The following is a 20244-nucleotide window of genomic DNA, read 5'->3' as shown; positions in this document are numbered from 1 at the left end:
TTCCAATGTCAATGCAGACATTTTGGGAGGAGGTGAATGTCATGAATAAAACAGACTTGGTCAATGCTGTTGCTGAAAAAAGCGACCTTTCCAAAAAAGATGCGACAAAAGCTGTAGATGCAGTTTTCGAATCTGTACAGGATTCCCTTAAAAAAGGTGAAAAAGTACAACTGATTGGATTTGGGAACTTTGAAGTACGTGAACGTTCTGAACGTAAGGGACGTAACCCGCAAACAGGGGAAGAAATTAAAATTCCTGCAAGTAAAGTTCCTGCATTCAAACCAGGAAAAGCCCTTAAAGAAAGTGTTAAATAAAATTTTCTTACATAGGGCTGGTTTAAAAGGGCACGTGATCTGCGTGCTCTTTTTTCACTTTGGACACATCTAACCTTGACCATAACAAGTTATTCGTTAAGGTATTCGAATGGCAATAAATAGAATGATGCAGAGGTGTTTGCTATGGAACATAATGATTTTTTTGTCATTAAAGCTTTGGAGGACGGTGTAAATGTTATTGGGTTAACAAGGGGCTCAGATACACGATTCCATCATTCAGAAAAACTGGATGAAAATGAAGTGATGATTGCACAATTTACCGAACATACCTCTGCTGTAAAAATCAGGGGTAAAGCTGTTATCCAGACCAGTCACGGCGAAATCAACAATAATTAGATAACGGTATCTCTGTTTAGTTCGTGCGCCTGCTTATTTATCCCGCATATAAAGGCCAGTAAGCCGCCAAAAAACGGCGGCTGACTGACCCTAAATGCCCGATTCGGTTCAACTAACATTCAGCTGGAAAAACGTCCCGCTGAATGAAGTTTCACTTTATCCCGCATATAAAGGTCAGTAAGCCGCCGATTTGGGCCTGCACGATCACAAAAAGGAGCTGCAGCAGGACGCCCGGGTTCCTTGTTCCTCTTCTTCAGTGGTGAACACTGTTCCACTGAAGAAAGTTTCAATTTATAGTTATGGAAGAACGTCATAATATGCTATAATGACAGTACGATTTCTGAAATGGATGAAAGGTTACAGGTGGTTGGTTTGCAGACTTCCAGTGTGGAAATAAATAGACTTAAAGCATTGATCAAAGATAAAATGCAACATACCTATATCGAACAGCACGTACAGACACCGAATTTGAATGAGGATAAATTATATGTCCTGACTTTAATTTTAAATAATACTGCTTTACCTGAATATAAAAAAGAACGTTATATCGGTACGGCAATGCTTGTTCAGACGGCCTTGGACACACATGACCTGGTACCGAATTCAGATAATTGCACGTCAGCCGGTAACGATGAAAAATCAAAGCAGTTAGCCGTACTTGCAGGTGATTACTATAGCGGATTATATTATTTTCTTTTATCGGAAATAGAAGACGTCAGAATGATTCAAGTTCTGGCAAATGCCATAACAGAAATCAATGAACATAAAATGCAATTATATTATAAAAATATCGATTCATTTGCAACGTTTATTCATATTTTTAAAAAGCTGGAAACACTCCTGATTACCCGGGTTGCAGAATTCGTGGGGGAAACAGACATCAGCAGTATTGCGGCGGAATGGCTAATTGTGAAGAAATTAATAAATGCAAGAAACACCACGGACCATCCCGCCATTGATATGGCTTTTGGCCACTGGTCTGAACAAATCCCTGGCAACAGCGACAAGGAAGTTTTGCACGCGATTGAAGTATTCATCCATAAAGAAACATCACTGATGGAAGATCGTCTGGCACACTTTCCAGCATATCTTTCAGCAATCAAGTCCTGTATGATAGATGCGTTAAGAGCATCTGCATCAAGTAACAGTTCAATGGCGGAAGAAGGGTAATATATGCAACAGACAAAAGAAGAACGGGTTCACCGAGTTTTTGAAAAAATATATGGCCAATACGACTCTATGAATTCCATTATTTCTTTCAAGCGTCATAAAGTATGGCGGAAAGATGCCATGAAGCGTATGAATGTTACGAAAGGTACAAAAGCGCTTGATGTATGCTGTGGTACCGGCGATTGGGCCTTTTCCCTTGCTGAAGCCGCCGGCAGTAACGGACAAGTTATCGGACTGGACTTCAGTCACAATATGCTATCCGTTGCCAAGGAAAAAAATAAATCACTAAAATATGATCAGCTGTCTTTTATCCAGGGGAATGCGATGGAACTTCCTTTTGATGATGATTCATTTGATTATGTTACGATTGGGTTTGGATTGCGCAATGTTCCGGACTATATGACAGTTTTGAAAGAAATGTATCGAGTGCTGAAGCCAGGGGGAAAAGCGGTATGCCTTGAAACGTCACAGCCAACGCTGATTGGTTTCCGGCAGGGATACTATCTCTATTTCCGTTTTATCATGCCTTTGTTAGGGAAATTGCTCGCCAAAAGCTATCAAGAATATGCCTGGCTGTACGAGTCAGCAAAGAATTTTCCGGATAAACAAAAGCTTAAGCAGATGTTTTATTCCGCGGGTTTTTCACAAGTCAGTGTAAAACAATATACAGGCGGTGTTGCCGCAATGCATATGGGTATAAAGTGAAACGTCATTCAGCGGGACGCTTTCCCGCTGAATGTTAGTTGAACCGAATCGGGCATTTAGGGTCAGTTAGCCGCTGTATTTTGGCGGGTTACTGACCATTACATGCGGGGGAAAGTGAAACGTCATTCAGCGGGTGCTTTTTCCCCCGCTGAATAAGGAGAACAAAGGCTAAGTTCTCAGGCGTCCTGTTGCAACGCCTTTGTGACCTGCCTCCTGCAGGCCCGAACAGAATCGGACATTTACTGGCAGTTGCCCCCTCTATTTACTCTTCCGGGTCATCTTATAATAGGAAAATGGGGCTTACTGCCAGTGAGATGCGGGACAAAAGAAGAAATTTAAAGGTGACGTGCATGAAATTAACGAAAACATATGGGTATCTAAAAAGAGAACTTGATTTAATTGAACATGCTTTAACCGAGGCAATTCAGTCTGATCATGATGTTTTACGTGAATCTTCCACAAAATTGCTGCAGGCAGGGGGAAAGCGAATCCGCCCTGTTTTTGTCTTGTTATGCGGACAGCTTGGCCATTATGATTTCGAACGGGTGAAAACCGTTGCAGTTTCACTTGAACTGATACATATGGCATCACTGGTGCACGATGATGTGATCGATGATGCCCCTCTACGGCGCGGCAAGCCGACGATCAAGCAGTTATATGGCAATCGTGTTGCGATGTATACCGGTGATTTTATTTTAGCACGGGCGCTCGAGAACATTACAAATCTTTCCGACCCTGCAGCCCATCGCGTTCTTTCCAATACAATGGTACAGCTTTCTTCAGGTGAAATTGAACAGATCAGGGACAAGTACAATTGGGAGCAGAATTTGCGTGATTATTTCCGCAGAATTAAGCGAAAAACCGCTTTACTTATCGCGACGAGCTGTAAATTGGGCGCGATTGCTGCAGATGCTCCGGCAGAATACGCAAAAAAACTGTTCCGATACGGCTACTATATTGGCATGTCCTATCAGATCATCGATGATATTCTTGATTTCACGGCTACAGAGACGGAATTGGGCAAGCCTGCGGGCAATGACCTTCTACAGGGAAATGTCACACTGCCGGTATTATTTGCTATGGAGGATAAAACTTTTAACAAGCTATTAAACGATACATTTTCTGATCCGGATGACGCTACCGCCATTGATATGAAACCTTTAGTTGCCAAACTGAAAGAAACGGATGCAATCCCGAAATCTTACCGGGTCAGTGATCAATACTTGCAAAAAGCACTAAACGAACTGGAGGTTATACCGGATCATAAGGCAAAACGCACGCTCCAAAGCATTGCAAACTATATTGGAAAAAGGCGCTCATAGATTCGTTGTTATTTTGATCAAAATTTGTTAAACTTTTGAAGGCTGATAATACAAATACATACAAAAGAGGTGCAGAATATGGAACAAACATTTTTAATGGTAAAGCCGGATGGTGTCCAACGTAATTTAACAGGTGAAATTGTAAATCGATTCGAACGCAAAGGTTTCAAACTGGTTGGTGCCAAATTAATGCAAATATCCGATGAATTAGCTAAAACGCATTATGGTGAACACAAGGACAAGCCATTTTTCGGAGAACTGGTTGAATTCATTACGTCCGGTCCTGTTTTCGCCATGGTTTGGGAAGGCGAAAACGTAATTGCAACCGCCCGTGACATGATGGGAAAAACAAACCCGCTTGAAGCTGCCCCTGGTACGATCCGCGGAGATTTTGGCATGACTGTGGGCAAAAATGTCATTCATGGTTCTGACTCACCTGAAAGTGCAGAAAAAGAAATTAACCTGTTTTTTAATAACGATGAAATGCTGACCTACTCTAAACAAGACAGTGAATGGATTTATTAAAAACATAAAAATTAAATGATTCACAAAAATTTAATACTGTTTTTCGAAAAACTTAGGAACCTCCGTTTTCAGACGGAGGTTTTCAATGCACAAGACGATTATCAATAAGATGGGTATGAGTGAGGCGTTAATTAAAATGACGGATGATTATATAGCGTTTGTCTCGGATGTCAAAAACAAGCTGGGAATTGATCTGGCTTCATATAAAGAAGCTCAGATGAAACGGCGGCTCACATCATTGCGCAACAAAAATGGCTATTCAAGCTTTCGCCATTATTTGTCTGCCATAAACGAGGATAAATCGCTCAAGGCGGAATTTTTGGATCGTATAACCATTAACGTTTCCAGCTTTTACAGAAATCCGGAGAGATGGGAAGTATTGAAAACACTTGTGCTCCCGCAATTAATGAAAAACAATCGGAAGTTATTTATCTGGAGTGCCGCCTGTTCTTCAGGTGAAGAGCCGTACAGCATTGCCATTATGCTGGAGGAACACTATCCGGATGCTGATTTTCACATTCTGGCAACCGATATCGACAATCACGTCCTTGAAAAAGCCGAATCCGGCATCTATCCGGAAGCATCGTTGAAATTACTGCCGGCTCAACTCCGTCAAAAGTATTTTAAACAAGTACAAAAATACTATCACATAAATGACACAATTAAACGGCATGTACAATTCAAAAAACACGATTTATTAACTGATAACTATCCAGGTAAGTTTGATTTAATTATATGCCGGAATGTTTTAATCTATTTTACCGATAAAGCAAAATCAGCTGTTTATGACAAAATATCTCGCTCTTTGAAGTCACAGGGGATATTATTTGTGGGGAGTACAGAGCAAATATTCAACCCTGAACAATACCGGTTAACCCTGATCGACACATTTTTTTATCAAAAGAATAAGGATTAGCGATACGTTTGTTGTTACAGCAAACGTATTTTTTGATGCATTCAAGGTTTCCTGAATTTTTAAGAAACATAGATATGCAGGAAGTTTGGGTTTGGACACACACATATACTTTAGCCCTGAGTTTTGAAATTTCTTAAAATGTAACAAAAAAACAGCAATTTATGATATAGTAATACAAATAATTGAAGAATCATTTTTTTGAAGGAGGATATTCCATGCGTTATTTGACAGCAGGAGAATCACACGGTAAGCAATTAACAACGATTATTGAAGGCGTTCCATCCAACATGCCGCTGCTTCAGGATGATATTAATCAGTCATTGCGCCGAAGACAAAAAGGCCATGGCAGGGGCAAACGAATGCAGATTGAAAAGGATTTGGCCGAAATCACCGGTGGGGTTCGACATGGCTATACGTTGGGGTCACCTATTTCACTTGTTATACATAACGATGATTTTAAACACTGGGTGGATATAATGGGTGAGAATCCGATTGAAGAAGGAGCGGACAGGAAATTAAGACGGATTGTCTCTCGTCCCAGACCGGGTCACGCTGATCTGAATGGTGCATTAAAATACGGTCATCGTGATATGCGCAACGTACTGGAACGATCTTCCGCAAGAGAAACGGCTGCACGTGTTGCTGCCGGGGCTGTAGCGAAAACGCTGCTGAGACAGCTGGGAATTGAAGTAGCTGGTTATGTCAAGGAAATAGGCGGTATAGTTGCTCAAGATCAACCTGCTTTCACCATTAAAGAACGCCAGCAAGTATCTGAGGCATCCCCGGTTCGTACATTGGATAAACGTGTCGAACAGGTCATGATGGATGCGATTGATCAGGCGAAAAAAGACGGTGATTCGATTGGCGGCGTTGCCGAGGTTTATATTGAAGGGGTACCCGCCGGTATCGGATCATATGTTCAGTATGACCGGAAACTGGACAGCAGGATAGCCGGCAGTGTTGTCAGTATCAATGCCTTTAAGGGTGTCGAATTCGGTCTCGGATTTGAAGCAGCCCGGAAAAACGGAAGTGAGGTGCACGATGAAATAGCCTGGAATGAACAAGACGGCTACTACCGGAAAACAAATCGTCTCGGCGGATTCGAAGGCGGGATGACAACCGGTATGCCGATTGTTGTTAAAGGTGTCATGAAGCCGATTCCGACACTTTATAAGCCTTTGAAAAGTGTCGATATTGAATCAAAAGAACCGTTCAGCGCAAGTATTGAGCGTTCGGATTCCTGCGCGGTGCCCGCTGCATCGGTTGTCATGGAACACGTTGTTGCATTTGAAGTGGCAAAAGCCATCACCGAACAATTTTCGAGTGATCAATTTCCAAAGCTTAAACAAGCAATCGATGATTACCGTGAAGAAATCAGGTGTTTCTGATGTATCAAACGACCGTCAAAGCACAGAACCATTCCTATCCGGTATATATCGGTGAAAATCTTCGTCACCGGACAGGTGAATATCTATCAAAATCCTATTCATCTATATTGATCATTACGGACGAGACCGTAGCTCCTTATTACTTACAGGATGTTGAAAAAAGCCTGTCACAGGAAACTGTTTTTACCCATGTGATTCCGGCAGGGGAACAGGCCAAAAGCATTGATACCTTTTATCAGCTGCATACGAAAGCCATTGAATTTGGACTTGACAGACAGTCGCTCATTATCGCCCTTGGCGGCGGTGTCGTGGGAGATGTTGCCGGATTCGCTGCTGCAACGTTTATGCGTGGGATTGATTTCATCCAAATGCCGACAACAATTCTTGCACACGACAGCAGTGTAGGCGGAAAAGTCGCAATCAATCATGAACACGGGAAAAACCTGATCGGGAATTTTTATGCCCCTGTGGCGGTTATCTATGATGTTCAAACACTTCATACATTATCTGATAACGAAATCAGATCTGGATACGCAGAGTTATTGAAAGAAGCACTGCTTGCCGACCGGAAGTTGTATCAGTCATTAATCATGAACCAGCTTTCGTCGCTAACCAGCCAAGAACTTGCTGACAAATTAGTCAGAGGGATCAATATCAAAGCTGGGATTGTGGAGATTGATGAACGTGAATCAGGCATTCGTAAATGTCTTAATCTTGGACACACGTTAGGTCATGCTCTGGAATCCATACTCGGTTATGGTTATCGCACACACGGCGAATTAGTGGCGATCGGCTTATTGTTTGCTTTCAGGGTAAGTGAAAAAACATTTTCTATGGAATTGCCGTATGAACAACTATACACCTGGCTCAAAAGCAATGGGTACCCACTAAATCTTCCATATATTGAACCTGAGCAGATTCTGACAAAAATGAAGAAAGATAAAAAAACATTGCGGTCGACGATTCAAATGGTCCTTTTGGAGGATGTCGCCAAGCCATCTTTAAAGGAAATAAGTGATATCCTTTTACTGGATTATTTAGATGATTTCCTGGAAGAACTAGCACAAAGAAATCAATGAATGAGGGGGCTACGGAATGAAAAGCAAACATATATTAAACAAAATGACACCATATCAGCCCGGGAAACAAATAGAGGAAGTCAAAAGAGAGTATGGACTGGATAGGATTGTCAAACTGGCATCAAATGAAAATCCGTTTGGTTATTCCGGCAAAGTGGCTGATTATCTTTCCAGCCATAAACCAGCACTTAACATATATCCGGATGGCTATACGACTGAGTTAAGGCGTGCACTTGCCAATAAACTGGGTGTTTCGGAAAACCAGTTGATTTTCGGAAATGGAACTGACGAGATTGTCCAAATGATTGGACGCGCCTATTTATATCCGGGTGCCAATACAGTCATGGCAATGCCGACATTTCCACAGTATAAACACAATGCATTGGTGGAAGGTGCTGAAGTGAAAGAAGTGCCTACCATTAACGGTTATCATGACCTCGATGGGATGCTGGCGGCCATTGACGATAAAACAAATGTTATTTGGCTGTGTTCACCGAATAATCCAACGGGCTGCCTGATTCCGCGGGATGATTTATATAGGTTTATCGAAAAATGCCCGTCGGATGTCCTGATTGTTTTGGATGAAGCGTATTTTGAATATGCTGATAAAAAGCTCCAGCCGGAAATATTAAGCTATTTGGAGCAATACAAAAACTTAGTGGTGTTGCGAACGTTTTCCAAAGCATATGGGCTGGCAGGGCTAAGAATTGGCTATGGTATTACAAATCCCGAACTTATACCAGGACTGGATGTTGTCAGAGGTCCATTCAATACATCATCCTTTGCCCAACAAGCAGCATTAGTGGCTTTGGAAGATGATGAATTTATAGAAGATACAGTCTCCCGGAATAACGCAATCAAAAAATCATTCGGGCAATTTCTGGATTCTATCGGCTGGCATTACTTTGATTCGCAAACAAACTTTATGCTTGTTTCAACGCCAATCAGCGGTGACAGGGTGTTCCAATATTTGCAGGAAAATGGCTTTATCGTCCGTCCCGGTGAAGGACTTGGTGTCTCAAAAACTATCCGGGTAACAATCGGCAATGAAACGGATATGCAGGATTTACAGGAAGTGTTATACCAGCTGCACACGAAAATAAACGAGGGATCGCTGACGTGAAAAAAACAGTTGTCATTATCGGACTTGGCTTGATTGGCGGTTCTTTGGCTAAAAGCCTTCATGAATCCAAAGACTGTTATATTATCGGCTGTGACATGAATCAAAAAACACTTGAATTCGCATTAATGAATGAAATAATTGACGAATCCAGCCCAAATGTAGCAGAAGCCGCTCAAAAAGCAGATATTATCATCCTGGGAACACCGATTACCGAAACGATTGAATATCTGAATCAGCTTGAAAAAATCAGTTTTGAGCAGGATGTGATCGTGACAGATGTGTCTTCAGTCAAAAAGCCAGTCGTCGACACTGCAAACACATTGACCAATCAGCATATCCAGTTCATCGGCGGCCACCCGATGGCAGGTTCGCATAAACGAGGGATTACAGCGGCCAAAGGGCACTTGTTTGAAAACGCCATTTATGTGCTGTCTCCTGCCTCAAATTGCTCGATATCAGCCATTGACACCCTGGAAAAGTTGCTCCAGAGTACAAAAAGCCACATTATCCAGTTAAAGGCAGAAGCACATGATGAAATGACAGGTGTTATTTCACATTTTCCCCATCTGATTGCTTCTGCACTGGTTCAGCAGGCGAAAAAGTGGGGGGATACACATGAGTACATTCCGAAGCTTGCTGCTGGCGGTTTTCGCGATGTAACGAGAATCGCATCGAGTAACCCGGAACTGTGGCAAGATATTTTTTATCACAACAAATCGAAAATGGTGCGGCTGATTGAGGATTGGACCAATGAAATGACGTCCTTAAAAGAGCTGCTCCAGAATGACAGCAAGGCAGATCTGATAGCCTACCTTAAGCAGGCAAAGGATTACCGGGACGGGCTGGGTTCCAAGGAAAAAGGTGCCATTCCGGCTTTTTATGACCTATATGTCGACATTCGTGACCAGACAGGTGCCATTGCTTCTGTTGCCAACCTGCTGGCCGAAGAAGATATCAGTATCACCAACATAAGAATACTCGAGATACGGGAAGGCATGACAGGTGTTTTGCGACTAAGTGTTTCGACAAAAGATGAACAGCTGAAAAGCTACCAGATTTTACAGCGCCATGGCTATGAATTAATGCTTGAGGAATAATGAAACAGAGGGGAAGGGAAGTGACACAGATGAAAGAGGTTACATTAAGCCCTGTTTCATCACCGCTGACCGGGAAGCTGCAAGTGCCGGGGGATAAATCGATATCCCATCGGGCGGTGATATTGGGTTCTCTTGCAGAAGGGAAAACGACCGTCGGAAACTTTTTAACCGGTGAGGATTGCATGCGGACCGTGGACGCATTCAGACATCTCGGCGTATCAATTGAGCAAGATGGCAATTCACTTGCCATCGACAGCCAAGGTCCCGGCCATTTTACCGAATCTGAATCGCCCCTTTATTTCGGCAATTCAGGCACCACTGCCAGGCTGATGCTTGGCGTACTGGCAGGTTTGCCATTTTTCACTTCCGTATATGGTGATACTTCCTTAGCTGCACGCCCTATGGATCGGGTGGTTTCGCCACTGGGAAAAATGGGTGCCTGGTTTGATGGACGAAAAGATGGCTCCAACTTCCCGATGGCGATCAGAGGCGGTCATCTTCAAGGTATCCGCTATACACTGCCGATTAAAAGTGCGCAAGTGAAATCAGCCGTGCTTCTGGCTGGGTTATTTGCAGAAGGTGTTACAGAGGTGATGGAAGAGACGGCTTCCAGAAATCATACTGAAAAAATGCTGCAGGCATTCGGGGCAGATATCACGGAAACGAATCACCATATTCGAATAACAAACCAAAAACCTTTAAAGGCTGCCGATGTTTATGTACCGGGTGATGTTTCTTCAGCGGCATTTTTCATGACAGCTGCAGCGATTGTCCCAGGCAGCAGATTGACATTGACAAATGTTGGGCTTAATCACAGCCGAACGGGAATCATTGACGTATTACAGGAAATGGGAGCATTGATAGAGATTTTAAATGAACAAACGACCGGTGGTGAGAAATTTGGTGATGTTACCATTACCTATCAAAAACTTAAAGGGATTGTCATAGAAGGTGACATCATTCCGAGGTTAATCGATGAGCTGCCGGTAATCGCTCTAGCCGCCACCCAAGCAGAAGGTGAAACGATTATTCGTGATGCAAGAGAACTCCGGTTCAAGGAAACAGACCGCATCAAAGCCGTGACGGATGGGTTAACCAGGCTCGGTGCGGATATCAAACCAACAGAAGACGGTATGGTCATTAAAGGTACTTCTGGGCTGACCGGGGGAAAGGTGGCCGCATATGACGACCACCGGATTGCCATGATGCTTGCCATTGCATCTTTAATCACGGAACAAAATGTCATCATAGATGATGTGTCATCAATTGCGATATCCTATCCTGACTTTTTTGAGCATTTAAACATGTTAACAAGAAAATGAACGAAAAGGAATCTGTCACGTTACAGGTTCCTTCCTGTTATGTTTAAGTTAAACCTTTGAAGTTTTTGGGACGACATATCGAGCTGCATTTCCGCTTTTGTCCTTGAATAAGTGAACTGTTTTCGATATGATAAAAAAATCAGAAGATATGCACGAACGAATGAAAGGATGTTCTTCATGGACAGCACGATTATGGAAGCCGTTCATCTGATGGAGGCAAAGCAGTCGGATAAGGCGATTTCAATGCTTGAAGATTATTTGCCAAAAGCAGATGATGAAGAAAAATTTACGATTGCAGAATTATATATTCAATGGGGATTCCTAACTGAAGCATCTGATATTTTACGGGAATTGATGCACCAATTTCCAAATGAAAGTGAAATAAAGGTCATGCTGGCAGATGTTTATATTGAACAGGATAATGATGAAGAAGCCATTAACTTATTGAATGATATTGAAGAAGATGACCCGGCTTATGTACAAACGCTCATGCAATTAGCGGATTTATATCAAGCTCAGGGTTTAGTCGAAGTAGCCGAGCAAAAATTATTAACGGCCAAACATTATGAACCGAATGAACCGATTATTGATTTTGCGCTTGGCGAATTGCTTTTTTCAAACGGGGACTACCGGCAAGCCATCACGTATTATGAAAAAGTACGCCCTGTTGCAAAAGAAGTTGCCAACATTTCGATTAATGACCGGCTGGCAGAAGCATACGCGGCTTCCGGAGAATATGAAATCGCTCTGGAGACTTACCAGGATATTGACAGCGAGGATCCGGATACTTTGTTTAAATATGGGTTCACTGCCCTGCATGCAGGACGCAGTGATATCGCCATCCAGGCATGGAAACATGTGATTGAACAGGATATGTATTACCATACAGCCTATTACGAATTGGCAAAAGCCTACGAGGGTGAAGAGATGGTCAATGAGGCGTATGAAACAGCCAAACAAGGTATTCAAGTCGATGAATTCAATAAAGAACTTTACTTCCTTGCAGGTTCAATGGCACACCAGTTAAATAAAGATGATGAAAGTGAAAAATGGGTGCGGGAAGCCATCACACTCGATCCCGACTACAAAGAAGCGATTTTATTTTTAATTGAGTTATTTAAACAACAGGGAAACGAGGATGGTATTGTTGATCTGATTCACGATATCAAAAAGATGGGAGCAAGCGATCCTCTCTATGAATGGGAGCTTGCCCGTGCGTATAACGAATTGGAATCATATAACAATGCATTAAAGCATTACCAGGAAGCATATAATAGCCTAAACCAGGATAGTGATTTCCTGAAAGAATACGGTTATTTCCTGACAGAGGAGGGAAGGATCCATAACGCCATCCAAATATTCGAAGCGTATTTGCAGCAGCAGCCGCTGGACCCTGAAATCGAGGAATTTGTAGAACGATTAAAGCAGACTGGTGAAATGTAGTCCACATGAACGTTATAAAAGAGGAGGTTCGTTTTTTAAATGCAAACTCCTGTATCTGTAAAGGACAAAAAAAGTTTTATTCAATGGTTTTTGAACCACTATCAATTAAAAAAACGGGAAAGTGTGTGGATACTTAATTATATTGTCAACCATCAAAAGCTGCTATCAAATATCCATTTTGTGCGTGAGGCCAAATTTTGCCCGCGGGGATTAATCATGACCAGCAACTGTTCGGATGAAGTACCGTTCCGTTTTTATAAAAAACAGCTGGTCACAACCGATGCCGAAAAAACGTTTCATGACATTCGCATGAATCAGCATGAACCATTATACATTCAATTGAATTTTAATAAATCGTATCAAAATATTTATTATGCAGCGGTACTTGTTGAGAATCCATTCATTCCTGATGAGTACTTCATAACAGAGAAGGATCAAAAAATGGCAAAACAATTATTGGATAAAACCATTATTGACTCACGACGGAAATGGCTGCGTGAAAAAATAGATAATGCTTTGGATGAACGTGACCGGCAGACTTTCATACAGTTATCCAAACAGCTGTATAAGCTGGAACGTGACATGACATATCAACCTTATTGACATAGGCAATAGGTTGATTTTTTTTGTGCCACTAAGATAACATGTAATTTATATGGATATTGAAGAATAGACAGGAAGGCAGGTAGTATACTATGAAATGGACAAGACAGGATCTGGACCAATATGTTCAGGCAAAAGAATATGTTGACACAGTTATTGTACCTTTAATCCCCTTTCATATATCGGATGATGCCGGTCTTGGAAAAGATGCGCTTCAGCGTGAGGTCATGTCTCTATTCACCCGTGAACTGGAAAGGGAATTAAGCGGTCGGATTCTATTGTTCCCTGATTATCATTATTTAAAATCAGCCGGTAAGGAAGCGGAAGCTGAAAGAATTAACGCATGGATTGAAGATATTCGGTATCAACCATTCCACCATATCTTTTTCATAACGGCCGATTCCGGGTGGAAAAAACTTGAACAAGACATGCAGGGAACATTGATTTGGCTTCCGGCAATCGTGACAGAATCTACAAAAGCCAGGGAACGGCAGTCGGTTATCCACAGTCAAGTACAGCAAGTCACTGAGCTTATCCGTTCATATTGGAAAGATAACAAATAACGTATTATTTTTTCGGTTTCAGACAAAATATTTGGTATACTTTCTTAAAATGACTAAATAATGACAACTGATGAAAGCGCAGATGGATTTATATTGACCCGTTTAACAGATTGCGCTATCATGGTATTGTCCTAGTAATCTGATTTAATAAACTTGTCCGTGAAAAATGTATAGAGGGGGGAAAATCATGAGTGATGACAAACAACCAGTATCCCGTCGACAATTTTTGAATTACACACTTACAGGTGTAGGAGGCTTTATGGCAGCCGGATTGATGGTTTCGCCATTAAGGATGGCAATTGATCCCGTCCTTCAGAAAGGGTCATCTGAAGGTGATTTTACCAATGTTAAGCTGGCTGAAGAAGATATTACAACAGAGCCTCAGCGTATAGACTGGGAAGTTGAACAAGTTGATGGCTGGTATGAATCCACTGTCAGCCAAACAGCATGGGTTTATAAAGATGACAATGGTGAGGTAGTTGCACTTTCCCCGATTTGTAAACACCTTGGCTGTGTTGTTTCATGGGAAGGCAGCGATGAACATCCGGAGCGATTTTACTGCCCATGTCATGATGGACTGTATTATAAGGATGGTATGAACGTTCCGGGAACACCACCAACAGCAGGTTTGGATATTTATGAGCACAAAATTGAAAACGGAATGTTGTATATTGGTAAAGCACAACCGAGAGAGGAGGCGTAACAGTTAATGCTGCAAAAAATTTACGACTGGATTGATGAGCGTGTCGATATCACCCCTTTATGGCGTGACCTTGCAGACCACGAAGTTCCGGAACATGTTAATCCGGCCCATCACTTTTCCGCATTTGTTTATTGTTTTGGCGGAATGACATTTTTCGTAGTGGTTATCCAAATACTGTCGGGCATGTTTTTGACCATGTACTATGTTCCGGACATTGAAAATGCGTGGCGCTCTGTTTACTATTTGCAGACAGAAGTTGCACACGGGCAGATTGTACGCGGTATGCACCACTGGGGCGCCAGTGTTGTTGTCGTTATGCTATTGCTACATACAATGCGTGTATTTTTCCAGGGCGCATATAAAAAACCACGTGAACTTAACTGGATGGTTGGCGTACTTTTATTCTTCATCATCCTTGGTTTAGGGTTTACCGGTTATTTGCTGCCATGGGACAATAAGGCATACTTTGCAACAGAAGTTGGTCTGAACATTGCAGCGGATGTACCGATAATTGGAGATGAATTAAAAACATTGCTGGCTGGAGATGACGAAATTGTCGGTGCACAGACATTGGCACGATTCTTTGCCATCCATGTTTTCTTCCTGCCTGCTGCTTTGTTCGCTTTATTGGGTGTACACTTTATATTAATCCGTAAACAAGGAATATCCGGACCACTATAAAAAGAGGAGGTTAAGCTGTGCATAAGGGTAAGGGAATGAAGTTCGTCGGGGATTCCCGAATCTCCGCGGAACGCAAACCGAATATACCAAAAGATTACTCAGAATATCCCGGCAGGACTGAAGCATTTTGGCCCAATTTCCTATTAAAAGAGTGGCTGGCCGGATCCGTGTTTTTAGTCGGCTTTTTATGTTTGACGTTAGCACACCCATCCCCGCTCGAAGGAATGGCCGATCCGACTGATGCAAGTTATATACCTTTGCCGGACTGGTACTTCTTATTCCTATATGAGTTGTTAAAATACGACTTTGCCAGTGGGCCATATATATTATTCGGCATCATTATCATCCCTGGTTTGGCATTCGGCGGTTTGCTGCTGGCACCTTTTCTTGATAAAGGTCCGGGCAGACGGCCACACCAGCGTCCAATTGCAGTGGGTATGATGCTTTTGGCTTTGACCTCAGTTATCTGGCTTACTTATGAATCAGCATCAGGTGTCGATTGGGCAGGCCGTGCTGAATCCAATAAACCAGTTCCGCCATCAGAGCAAGCCAATATTGATAAGGATGCTGAGGGATATGCCGTATATGAAAGTAACTGTATGAGCTGTCACGGTGAAGATCTTCAAGGTGGAGCCGCCGGGCCGTCATTAATCGGTATCGATCGTTCAGCTGATGAAATTAAAGACATCGCTCAGAATGGTATCGGTTCAATGCCGCCGGACCAGTTTTCAGGCTCTGAAGAAGAACTGAATCAACTTGCTGAATTCATTGTTTCGGTGAATGAAGAACAATAATATGGTTTGAAAACACCTTTGCCAAACAGATTTGGTGAAGGTGTTTTTAATATAAGTGGTGGAGAAGGGATTTTTAAATGATTAAATACATACTTCTTGATAAATGGTTTTTATTCCTTCTGTTTTTCATTAATTTATTGGGAACTGTTTACGGTTTTTACTGGTATCGCCATCAATTATCCGAAACGTCAGATATTTTTCTGATGTTTGTTCCTGACAGTCCGACTGCAAGTTTATTTTTTACGATTGTATTATTCTTTTTTCTGATTAAAAAAAATATACCATACATTGAAGCACTTGCCTTGATGACACTATTCAAATATGGCATCTGGGCAGTTGTCATGAATTTCCTGACCCTATTAATTGAGGGATCATTGGGCTGGACAGGCTATATGCTGATGTTCTCCCATGGGGCAATGGCGATCCAGGGAATATTGTATGCCCCCTTTTATGCAATCAAATTACGCCACATTGTCTTTGCGGCCGTCTGGACACTCCATAATGATGTCATTGATTATGTGTTTGGCCAAATGCCGACATATTCATCATTAACAGTATACATGAATGAAATTGGCTATTTCACATTTTGGCTGAGCATCGCATCGATATGGATCACATATGTATTGACGACTAAATCGAAAAATTCAAGATCATGACCAGTAATATGTTGGTTTATCCGCACATACATTAGTGATGAAGATGGTATGTGAGGTGACCTCCATGAAATTCATAAAGCGTATGCTGATGACCGCAATCGGGATATACATATTCATTCAACTGTCAGCACCGATCATCGCCTCAGCACATCACCCTTATACATTGACAGCAAAAGCCGGCTCCAGTGTAAACATGATTCCCTTTTATTGGATGGTAGGAATCGTTGGTGGATCGATAGCCATTACATTATCTTACGTCGGCTGGAAAAAATACAAAGGAGAGAAAAAGAAGGAAACAGAGGACGATTCAAATAATTGACGAATGGTTCATTTTTGACTAAAATTGACCTTAGAAAGCTACAAGATATCTTAAATGATGGAGGAATGAACATGCTAGGTGGTCTCGGCGGATATTTGATTTATATTGCGCTGTTGATGATTATCCCTTTATGGGCTCAGTCCAAAGTAAAAAATACGTATAAAAAATATTCCAAAAAAGCAACATCATCCGGTATGACCGGAGCTGAAGTCGCACGTAAGATCCTTAACGACAATGGTATTTACGATGTAGAGGTCCGTGAAACGAAAGGGTTTCTGTCAGACCATTACCATCCAAAAAAGAAAACCGTGAACCTTTCAAGCAATAATTTCCATGGACAATCCATGGCTTCGTCTGCCATTGCAGCACACGAGGTGGGGCATGCGATCCAGGATGCACAGGATTATGCATTTTTGCGATTCAGACATGCATTGGTTCCGATTGCCAACACCGGCTCCAACTTCTCGTTTTTTCTCATATTTGCGGGGATTATTTTTGGTATGAGCGAAATGCTTTTGCTTGGAATCATTTTCATGTCGGCGGCTGTGCTTTTTCAATTAGTGACTTTGCCTGTTGAATTCGACGCTTCCAACAGAGCGATGGCCCAGCTTGTATCAACAGGTGTTATCCGAAATAATGAAGAAAGGGAAACAAAGAAAGTACTGAACGCCGCTGCATTAACATATGTTGCCGCTGCACTCGTAGCTGTTGCTGAACTGATCCGGTTTATCCTGATTTACGCTGCAAGCAACGAATAACTGCACGGTATTATTATCAATTTGAAAAATGCGGGGATGGCATTCATTGCCATCCCTTTTAAGTATGTATCCCTTCTCACTGCTATAATCGAAAGATACAGGCAAAAGGGGGGCATCATCTTATAAAAATTAGATGCCCCTTTTTTTCATCCTGTACCCGATTATAGTTATGAAGACGGGTTACGGCAGTGGAGGAGTTGGTATTGGTCTGCCGCTCATTCAAGCGGATTTTTATTTTCATCTAATGTAAAGCCTTCCCCAACGACATCGTGAACCGAACTCATTGCAACAAATGCGTGGGGATCAATATCATTAATGATATTTTTTAACCGGACAATTTCATTTCGTCCGACAATACAGTAAAGCACATCCCGTTTTTCGCCGGTAAAACTTCCGCGGCCATCCAACACCGTTACACCCCGATCCATCTCCTTCATAATGGACTCGGCTATTTGGTCACTTCGACTGGAGATAATGGTTGCTCCGCGTGCTGTATAGGCACCTTCCTGGATAAAATCAATGACTCTGGCTCCAATATAGACAGCTAACAGCGTATACATCCCTTGCACCATGTCAAGATATGTGGCAATGGAGGTGGAAATGACCAGTAAGTCAAAGAGAAACATTGTTCTGCCCATACTCCACCCGGCGTATTTATTAACCAGTCTAGCAATGATATCAACACCGCCTGTTGTACCACCATAGCGAAAAATAATACCCAGGCCAACACCGATAAACACTCCGGCAAACAGTGCTGCCAAGGTCATATCAGACTCCAGGTCAATTGCAAATGGATTGATCTGAAAAATAGCCAGAAATACAGAAACGGCCAATGTCCCAATCACCGTATAAATGAATGTATTGCGTCCAAGAAACTTCCATCCAATAAAAAACACCGGGACATTAAGCACAAAATTGGAAATGGCCGGATCCCATTTCCACAAAAAATAAAATAGCAATGTTATCCCGGTAAAGCCGCCTTCACCCAGGTTATTTTGCATATTGAAATGAACAATACCAAATGAAAAAATAGCAGATCCAAATAAAATCAATACGATATTTTTTAGTTTTAAGCCGAATATCATAACTGAACCTCCCATACATGTGGATACTTTTTCTATTATAGCCAAATTATCCGTAAAATCAAAAGCCCAATGATTTGTCAAAATACGACCTTTTAGCTAACATAAAAAGAGATTACATTTAAATAAAGAGGGATTTGAATGACAGCAAACCATCCACATTACACAACAGGAGAGATTCAAAAACGGGTTGACGATTATATCAGTCAGTTTAAAGAAGGCTATTTTTCCCCATTAAGCTTGATGGCCCGACTGAGCGAAGAAACCGGTGAATTGGCCCGTGAAGTCAATCACTATTATGGCGAAAAACCGAAGAAAACATCCGAAAAAGAGAAAACGGTAGATGAAGAGCTTGGTGACATTATTTTTGTTTTAACCTGTTTTGCCAATTCACTTGATATTGATTTATCCGAAGCATTTGAACGTTCCATGGGCAAAATCGAAACACGTGATAAAAATCGTTGGACGCGCAAGGAAAAATAGATTCAGTAGCCACTCAACAGGAGGTATGAACCATGAAAACTAAGATTATTATAGCCGGACCACGCGGGAAAATGGGATCAGAAGCTGTTTGGATGGTACATAATGAAGCATCGTTCGAACTGGCAGCATGCATTGATCGTATCAATGACGGTAAAACATTAAAAGATATTGAGTCGCTGCCTGCGCTGAATGTTCCAATATTTGAAGATCCTGAGCAATGTTTTCAGGAAATTGATGCGGATGTATTTATCGATTTAACCGTTCCGGAAGTTGGCTTTGAACATACAAAACTTGCGTTGTTATATGATATACGGCCGGTTGTGGGAACGTCAGGCTTTTCAAAAGAACAAATCGATGCCTTGGAAGATTTATCGATCACCCATGGCACCGGGTGCATTATAGCGCCTAATTTTGCTGTGGGAGCAGTGCTGATGATGGCGTTTGCCAAAAAAGCGGCAAAATATTTACCGGACGTTGAAATTGTTGAACAACACCATGATCAAAAACTGGATGCGCCTTCCGGTACGGCCGTCAAAACCGCTAACATGATAGCGGAAACTCGAAAGAGCAAACAGCAGGGGCATCCTGATGAGAAAGAAACGCTTGAAGGTGCACGAGGAGCTTCCACAGATGGAATCCATATTCACAGCGTTCGTCTGCCAGGCCTGATTGCCCATCAGGAAGTGCTTTTCGGCGGTCCGGGTCAGACATTGACAATTAGGCATGATTCTTACAATCGTGCATCATTTATGGAAGGTGTAAAATTATCAGTCACTAAAGTGATGGAATTAAATGAACTTGTCTATGGATTGGAAAATATTCTTGAATAGGCGGAGTTACG

24 protein-coding genes are annotated in these 20244 nt (G+C 42.0%); 23 read left to right on the top strand and 1 reads right to left on the bottom strand.

Annotated elements, in window-relative coordinates; genetic code table 11:
* Positions 1 to 41 precede the first annotated feature (41 nt).
* From VK080_RS04495 to VK080_RS04395, 21 genes are all read left to right on the top strand, one after another.
* Positions 42 to 314, top strand: coding sequence for an HU family DNA-binding protein (locus tag VK080_RS04495; protein WP_324223571.1), 273 nt, complete (start codon positions 42 to 44; stop codon positions 312 to 314).
* Positions 315 to 458: 144 nt separating this feature from the next.
* Positions 459 to 671, top strand: a complete 213-nt coding sequence (gene mtrB / locus VK080_RS04490) for a trp RNA-binding attenuation protein MtrB (RefSeq protein ID WP_324223570.1) — start codon at positions 459 to 461, stop codon at positions 669 to 671.
* Positions 672 to 1016: 345 nt separating this feature from the next.
* Positions 1017 to 1841, top strand: a complete 825-nt coding sequence (locus VK080_RS04485; RefSeq protein WP_324223569.1) for a heptaprenyl diphosphate synthase component 1 — start codon at positions 1017 to 1019, stop codon at positions 1839 to 1841.
* A gap of 3 nt (positions 1842 to 1844) precedes the next feature.
* Positions 1845 to 2546, top strand: a complete 702-nt coding sequence (locus tag VK080_RS04480; protein WP_324223568.1) for a demethylmenaquinone methyltransferase — start codon at positions 1845 to 1847, stop codon at positions 2544 to 2546.
* A 350-nt stretch (positions 2547 to 2896) separates the two neighbouring features.
* Positions 2897 to 3868 (top strand): heptaprenyl diphosphate synthase component II, encoded by a 972-nt coding sequence (hepT, locus tag VK080_RS04475; protein WP_324223567.1) that lies wholly within the window; start codon positions 2897 to 2899, stop codon positions 3866 to 3868.
* Positions 3869 to 3946: 78 nt separating this feature from the next.
* Positions 3947 to 4393: a nucleoside-diphosphate kinase gene (gene ndk, locus VK080_RS04470; protein WP_324223566.1), complete on the top strand. Its 447-nt coding sequence runs from the start codon at positions 3947 to 3949 to the stop codon at positions 4391 to 4393.
* 85 nt (positions 4394 to 4478) lie between these two features.
* Positions 4479 to 5309, top strand: a complete 831-nt coding sequence (locus VK080_RS04465; protein WP_324223565.1) for a protein-glutamate O-methyltransferase CheR — start codon at positions 4479 to 4481, stop codon at positions 5307 to 5309.
* A 215-nt stretch (positions 5310 to 5524) separates the two neighbouring features.
* Positions 5525 to 6697, top strand: coding sequence for a chorismate synthase (gene aroC / locus VK080_RS04460; RefSeq protein ID WP_324223564.1), 1173 nt, complete (start codon positions 5525 to 5527; stop codon positions 6695 to 6697).
* Complete coding sequence (aroB, locus tag VK080_RS04455) at positions 6697 to 7776, top strand: 3-dehydroquinate synthase (protein WP_324223563.1); 1080 nt, start codon at positions 6697 to 6699, stop codon at positions 7774 to 7776. Before aroC ends, aroB begins: the two co-directional genes overlap by 1 nt.
* 16 nt (positions 7777 to 7792) lie before the next feature.
* On the top strand, positions 7793 to 8899 hold the full coding sequence (gene hisC / locus VK080_RS04450) for a histidinol-phosphate transaminase (RefSeq protein ID WP_324223562.1): 1107 nt from the start codon (positions 7793 to 7795) through the stop codon (positions 8897 to 8899).
* Positions 8896 to 9996: a prephenate dehydrogenase gene (locus tag VK080_RS04445; protein WP_324223561.1), complete on the top strand. Its 1101-nt coding sequence runs from the start codon at positions 8896 to 8898 to the stop codon at positions 9994 to 9996. The genes hisC and VK080_RS04445 overlap by 4 nt, the downstream gene beginning before the upstream one ends.
* Before the next feature lie 29 nt (positions 9997 to 10025).
* Complete coding sequence (aroA, locus tag VK080_RS04440; protein WP_324223560.1) at positions 10026 to 11318, top strand: 3-phosphoshikimate 1-carboxyvinyltransferase; 1293 nt, start codon at positions 10026 to 10028, stop codon at positions 11316 to 11318.
* Between the two features lie 177 nt (positions 11319 to 11495).
* The gene (locus VK080_RS04435; RefSeq protein ID WP_324223559.1) at positions 11496 to 12761 is read left to right on the top strand and encodes a tetratricopeptide repeat protein; all 1266 of its coding nucleotides are present in this window, start codon (positions 11496 to 11498) and stop codon (positions 12759 to 12761) included.
* Between the two features lie 39 nt (positions 12762 to 12800).
* Positions 12801 to 13364, top strand: a complete 564-nt coding sequence (locus tag VK080_RS04430; RefSeq protein ID WP_324223558.1) for a ReoY family proteolytic degradation factor — start codon at positions 12801 to 12803, stop codon at positions 13362 to 13364.
* A gap of 92 nt (positions 13365 to 13456) precedes the next feature.
* Complete coding sequence (locus tag VK080_RS04425; RefSeq protein ID WP_324223557.1) at positions 13457 to 13927, top strand: YpiF family protein; 471 nt, start codon at positions 13457 to 13459, stop codon at positions 13925 to 13927.
* A 187-nt stretch (positions 13928 to 14114) separates the two neighbouring features.
* Complete coding sequence (locus tag VK080_RS04420) at positions 14115 to 14630, top strand: ubiquinol-cytochrome c reductase iron-sulfur subunit (RefSeq protein WP_324223556.1); 516 nt, start codon at positions 14115 to 14117, stop codon at positions 14628 to 14630.
* A gap of 6 nt (positions 14631 to 14636) precedes the next feature.
* On the top strand, positions 14637 to 15311 hold the full coding sequence (gene qcrB, locus VK080_RS04415; protein WP_324223555.1) for a menaquinol-cytochrome c reductase cytochrome b subunit: 675 nt from the start codon (positions 14637 to 14639) through the stop codon (positions 15309 to 15311).
* A gap of 17 nt (positions 15312 to 15328) precedes the next feature.
* Positions 15329 to 16105 (top strand): menaquinol-cytochrome c reductase cytochrome b/c subunit, encoded by a 777-nt coding sequence (locus VK080_RS04410; protein ID WP_324223554.1) that lies wholly within the window; start codon positions 15329 to 15331, stop codon positions 16103 to 16105.
* A 77-nt stretch (positions 16106 to 16182) separates the two neighbouring features.
* The gene (locus VK080_RS04405) at positions 16183 to 16761 is read left to right on the top strand and encodes a DUF1405 domain-containing protein (protein ID WP_324223553.1); all 579 of its coding nucleotides are present in this window, start codon (positions 16183 to 16185) and stop codon (positions 16759 to 16761) included.
* A 64-nt stretch (positions 16762 to 16825) separates the two neighbouring features.
* Complete coding sequence (locus tag VK080_RS04400) at positions 16826 to 17080, top strand: sporulation protein YpjB (RefSeq protein WP_324223552.1); 255 nt, start codon at positions 16826 to 16828, stop codon at positions 17078 to 17080.
* A 71-nt stretch (positions 17081 to 17151) separates the two neighbouring features.
* Positions 17152 to 17838 carry a zinc metallopeptidase gene (locus tag VK080_RS04395; protein ID WP_324223551.1) on the top strand — a complete coding sequence of 229 codons (687 nt, stop codon included), beginning with the start codon at positions 17152 to 17154 and terminating at the stop codon, positions 17836 to 17838.
* 215 nt (positions 17839 to 18053) lie between these two features.
* Here VK080_RS04395 and VK080_RS04390 read toward each other — a convergent pair whose 3' ends face one another.
* On the bottom strand, positions 18054 to 18923 hold the full coding sequence (locus VK080_RS04390) for a YitT family protein (protein WP_324223550.1): 870 nt from the start codon (positions 18921 to 18923) through the stop codon (positions 18054 to 18056).
* 138 nt (positions 18924 to 19061) lie between these two features.
* Here VK080_RS04390 and VK080_RS04385 point away from each other — a divergent pair, with 138 nt between their 5' ends.
* Positions 19062 to 19403: a nucleotide pyrophosphohydrolase gene (locus VK080_RS04385; RefSeq protein WP_324223549.1), complete on the top strand. Its 342-nt coding sequence runs from the start codon at positions 19062 to 19064 to the stop codon at positions 19401 to 19403.
* Positions 19404 to 19435: 32 nt separating this feature from the next.
* A complete protein-coding gene (dapB, locus tag VK080_RS04380; RefSeq protein WP_324223548.1) occupies positions 19436 to 20233 on the top strand; it encodes a 4-hydroxy-tetrahydrodipicolinate reductase in 798 nt (265 codons plus the stop codon).
* The last annotated feature ends 11 nt before the right edge of the window (positions 20234 to 20244 follow it).

Source organism: Lentibacillus sp., assembly GCF_035301925.1.
In the GTDB taxonomy this organism is placed as follows: domain Bacteria; phylum Bacillota; class Bacilli; order Bacillales; family Amphibacillaceae; genus Lentibacillus.
Note: the sequence above shows the minus strand (reverse complement) of the source record. Positions and strands in the feature narration are given on the sequence as shown.

Coding starts and splice junctions, on each gene's coding strand:
- VK080_RS04465 (WP_324223565.1), top strand. CDS start 4,479: ATGCACAAGACGATTATCAATAAGATGGGTATGAGTGAGGCGTTAATT.
- VK080_RS04495 (WP_324223571.1), top strand. CDS start 42: ATGAATAAAACAGACTTGGTCAATGCTGTTGCTGAAAAAAGCGACCTT.
- mtrB (WP_324223570.1), top strand. CDS start 459: ATGGAACATAATGATTTTTTTGTCATTAAAGCTTTGGAGGACGGTGTA.
- VK080_RS04395 (WP_324223551.1), top strand. CDS start 17,152: ATGCTAGGTGGTCTCGGCGGATATTTGATTTATATTGCGCTGTTGATG.
- aroA (WP_324223560.1), top strand. CDS start 10,026: ATGAAAGAGGTTACATTAAGCCCTGTTTCATCACCGCTGACCGGGAAG.
- VK080_RS04430 (WP_324223558.1), top strand. CDS start 12,801: ATGCAAACTCCTGTATCTGTAAAGGACAAAAAAAGTTTTATTCAATGG.
- hepT (WP_324223567.1), top strand. CDS start 2,897: ATGAAATTAACGAAAACATATGGGTATCTAAAAAGAGAACTTGATTTA.
- ndk (WP_324223566.1), top strand. CDS start 3,947: ATGGAACAAACATTTTTAATGGTAAAGCCGGATGGTGTCCAACGTAAT.
- VK080_RS04405 (WP_324223553.1), top strand. CDS start 16,183: ATGATTAAATACATACTTCTTGATAAATGGTTTTTATTCCTTCTGTTT.
- VK080_RS04400 (WP_324223552.1), top strand. CDS start 16,826: ATGAAATTCATAAAGCGTATGCTGATGACCGCAATCGGGATATACATA.
- hisC (WP_324223562.1), top strand. CDS start 7,793: ATGAAAAGCAAACATATATTAAACAAAATGACACCATATCAGCCCGGG.
- qcrB (WP_324223555.1), top strand. CDS start 14,637: ATGCTGCAAAAAATTTACGACTGGATTGATGAGCGTGTCGATATCACC.
- VK080_RS04435 (WP_324223559.1), top strand. CDS start 11,496: ATGGACAGCACGATTATGGAAGCCGTTCATCTGATGGAGGCAAAGCAG.
- VK080_RS04385 (WP_324223549.1), top strand. CDS start 19,062: ATGACAGCAAACCATCCACATTACACAACAGGAGAGATTCAAAAACGG.
- VK080_RS04480 (WP_324223568.1), top strand. CDS start 1,845: ATGCAACAGACAAAAGAAGAACGGGTTCACCGAGTTTTTGAAAAAATA.
- VK080_RS04420 (WP_324223556.1), top strand. CDS start 14,115: ATGAGTGATGACAAACAACCAGTATCCCGTCGACAATTTTTGAATTAC.
- aroC (WP_324223564.1), top strand. CDS start 5,525: ATGCGTTATTTGACAGCAGGAGAATCACACGGTAAGCAATTAACAACG.
- VK080_RS04390 (WP_324223550.1), bottom strand. CDS start 18,923: ATGATATTCGGCTTAAAACTAAAAAATATCGTATTGATTTTATTTGGA.
- VK080_RS04425 (WP_324223557.1), top strand. CDS start 13,457: ATGAAATGGACAAGACAGGATCTGGACCAATATGTTCAGGCAAAAGAA.
- aroB (WP_324223563.1), top strand. CDS start 6,697: ATGTATCAAACGACCGTCAAAGCACAGAACCATTCCTATCCGGTATAT.
- dapB (WP_324223548.1), top strand. CDS start 19,436: ATGAAAACTAAGATTATTATAGCCGGACCACGCGGGAAAATGGGATCA.
- VK080_RS04485 (WP_324223569.1), top strand. CDS start 1,017: ATGGATGAAAGGTTACAGGTGGTTGGTTTGCAGACTTCCAGTGTGGAA.